This window comes from Arthrobacter sp. Hiyo1, assembly GCF_001263615.2.
GTDB lineage: Bacteria > Actinomycetota > Actinomycetes > Actinomycetales > Micrococcaceae > Arthrobacter.
Genome location: NZ_DF952472.1, coordinates 265,094 through 268,168, shown reverse-complemented (window position 1 = coordinate 268,168; position 3,075 = coordinate 265,094). Strand labels below are relative to the sequence as shown.

Here is a 3,075-nt window from a genome sequence, read left to right as displayed (position 1 = left end):
CGCGCTGCCGGTGTGGACGTGCGGTCCGGGCTGGCCGCCGCCGAGGCCTTGAAGCTGAACCGGGAGTGGTTCAATGCGGTGGAGGCGAGGCGCCCGTTCGTCACTCTCCACATTGCCCAGACCCTGGACAGCAGGATCGCGGCCGCGGACGGGACCAGCCAATGGATCTCCAGTCCGGAATCGTTGGCCGACAACCACGGACTGCGCCGCTTGATCGACGCCATTCTGGTGGGTACCGAAACCGTCCTGGTGGACAACCCGCGGCTGACGGCACGGGAAGAGAACGGCGATGAATCGCCAAGCCAGCCACTCCGGGCCGTCATGGGTCTACGGGAGATTCCGGCGGACGCCGCCGTGCGGGGGACTGACGGGAAGTTCGTCCATTTGCCGACCCGCGACCCTTCCGAAGCTTTGGAGTTGCTCTTCGCCGAAGGCGTCCGGCACGTCATGGTGGAAGGCGGCTCCCGCATCCTGAGCGCCTTCCTTGCCGCGGGCCTTGTGGATGAATTGATCGTCTATCTTGCGCCGACCTTGTTGGGCTCCGGTACGCCGGCCCTGACGGATCTCGGTATCTCCACCCTCGCCGATGCCCAGCACTGGAACTGGGACGACGCTGCCGGCGGTGCGGTCCATGCACTGGGCCGCGACCTTCGGCTGCATTTGAGGTCCGGACCATCGGACGGAAACAAACCGGCCTGGACGAGGTCGCACACCGATCACCACGAACCATTTCCGGGCAAGGACGCCTCGGACACCACTACAGGAGGACACTGATGTTTACCGGAATCGTTGCTGAACAAGGCACGGTCCTGTCCGTCGAGCACGACGGCGAGGCCAGCGCTACGCTGCGCCTCATGGCCCCCAGCACCACCGAAGGGCTTGGCTTGGGCGGCTCCATCGCGGTCAACGGCGTGTGCCTTACCGCCACGGACATCGACGGCCGGGAGTTCAGCGTTGACGTCATGGGCGAAACCCTCGTCCGCACCACCATCGGCGAACTGGCCGCGGGTGACACCGTGAACCTCGAGCGGTGTGTCCAGGCGGGCGGCCGCCTGGACGGCCACGTCGTGCAGGGCCACGTCGACGGCGTCGGGCAGCTTCTGGAGCGCGAGTCGCTCGGCAATTGGGACCGGCTCCGCTTCGGCGTGCCGGCCCCGCTGGCACGGTACATCGCCGAAAAGGGGTCCATCGCCGTCGACGGCGTTTCACTCACCGTCACTGCCGTCAGCCCGGCTGAAGCAGAGAACCCCTGGTTTGAAGTGGGGCTCATTCCCACCACGCTTGACGAAACCGGACTCGGGGCCAAGGCCACGGGCGGACGCGTCAACCTTGAGGTGGACGTTCTCGCGAAATACACCGAGCGGCTGCTGTCCTTCCGTGCGCCGGCAACTGCAGGCGGTGCTGCCCAGTGAGCGCCGCACACAACGGCAGCACCACGGTGGTACGCCAGGGGCTGGACCCCGTTGAAAAGGCCGTGCAGGCGATGGCGGCCGGCCGTCCCGTCATTGTCGTGGACAATGAAGACCGCGAAAACGAAGGCGACATCATCTTCGCTGCCGAACACGCGACGCCTGCCCTCATGGGCTGGACCATCCGCTACAGCTCGGGCGTCATTTGCGTCCCCCTCGAAGGGGCACGGGCCGATGCCCTGGCGCTGCCGCCCATGGTCCTGGTCAATGAAGATGCCAAGGGCACGGCCTACACGGTGTCCTGTGATGCCGCTGTGGGCGTAAGCACCGGGATTTCCGCCACGGACCGGGCCCTGACAGCCCGGATTCTGGCTGATTCCAGCAGCACGCCGTCCTCGATCACACGGCCCGGGCATATTTTTCCGCTCCGGGCCGTTAATGGGGGAGTGCGTGAACGTCCGGGGCACACGGAAGCGGCGGTTGATCTCTGCCGGCTTGCGGGGCTCGCCCCGGTGGGCGTGATCGCCGAGTTGGTACATGACGATGGTGAAATGATGCGCCTGGACAGCCTCCGGGAGTTCGCTGCGGAGCATGGATGTCCTCTGATTTCGATCGAGGATCTCGTTGCTTATGTTGTAGCGTCGGAGGCTGGGAACCAGGTTGCAATTCCGGCAGGAAACGAGGAGCAGCGATGACTACAGCGACAACGCACGACGGCGGCACTCCGGCGCGCGCAACGCATCCGGTGAGCGGCGGCCCGATTGTCCAGCTACCCACCGCCTTCGGTGAGTTCGTGGCACAGGCGTGGACCGACCTTGCTACCGGTGCGGAGCACCTGGCCGTGAGTTCCCCGAAGGCGCCGCTCGAAGGCAAGGCCCCGCTGGTGCGCCTGCACTCGGAGTGCCTGACGGGCGACGTTTTCGGTTCGTACCGCTGCGATTGCGGCGAACAGTTGGCCTATGCCCTCGAGCTGATCCGGGAAGAGGGCGGCACCTTGCTCTACCTGCGCGGACAGGAAGGCCGCGGCATCGGTCTCGCAAACAAGATCAAGGCCTACGCACTGCAAGAAGCCGGATTCGACACGGTCGAGGCCAACGAGCAGCTCGGGCTGCCGGTGGATGCACGCTGCTACAAAGCGGCTGCCCAGATCCTTGCCGAAATGGGCCTCCACGAAATCCGCCTCCTGAGCAACAACCCGGACAAGCAGAACCGGCTTGCCGCGGCCGGCGTGAAGGTTGTCGAGATGGTGCCCACCGAGGTTCCGTCCCGTGAAGAAAACCTTCGGTACCTTCAGACCAAGAAGGACCGGATGGACCACCGCCTGACCCTCGGTGACACCGAACCAGCCGGCACCCACGCTTCCGCCGGCACATTTGACCTCGAACAAGACTGAACTTCACCTACAAGCCTGACTGAACGGACTAACACACACCCATGAGCGGACACGGCGCCCCCACCATCGACCTCACCACCCTCAACCCGGCGGAAACCCACCAGCTGAAGCTCGCCATCGTGGCGGCCAGTTGGCATACCCAGATCATGGACGGGCTCCTCGACGGAGCACTGCGTGCCGCGAAGGAAGCCGGCATTGCCGAGCCCACTGTGCTGCGCGTCCCGGGATCCTTTGAGCTTCCCGTCGCGGCTGCACGGCTCGCGCCGCATTTCG

The 3,075-nt window shown here is 65.4% G+C and carries 5 protein-coding genes; all 5 read left to right on the top strand.

Annotation, left to right across the window (positions count from 1 at the left end; all coding sequences use genetic code 11):
* On the top strand, positions 1–774 hold a 774-nt coding region (locus AHiyo1_RS14840), incomplete at its 5' end, for a RibD family protein (RefSeq protein WP_148667605.1).
* Entirely contained in the window at positions 774–1,412 is a 639-nt protein-coding gene (locus AHiyo1_RS14835) for a riboflavin synthase (RefSeq protein ID WP_059389086.1), read from the top strand. The genes AHiyo1_RS14840 and AHiyo1_RS14835, both read left to right, overlap by 1 nt.
* Positions 1,413–1,483: 71 nt before the next feature.
* A complete protein-coding gene (ribB, locus tag AHiyo1_RS14830; RefSeq protein ID WP_370872257.1) occupies positions 1,484–2,104 on the top strand; it encodes a 3,4-dihydroxy-2-butanone-4-phosphate synthase in 621 nt (206 codons plus the stop codon).
* A complete protein-coding gene (gene ribA / locus AHiyo1_RS14825; protein WP_059389084.1) occupies positions 2,101–2,802 on the top strand; it encodes a GTP cyclohydrolase II in 702 nt (233 codons plus the stop codon). The genes ribB and ribA overlap by 4 nt, the downstream gene beginning before the upstream one ends.
* Positions 2,803–2,843: 41 nt before the next feature.
* Positions 2,844–3,075, top strand: a 232-nt coding sequence (locus AHiyo1_RS14820) for a 6,7-dimethyl-8-ribityllumazine synthase (protein ID WP_148667604.1), incomplete at its 3' end; no start/stop codon positions are given.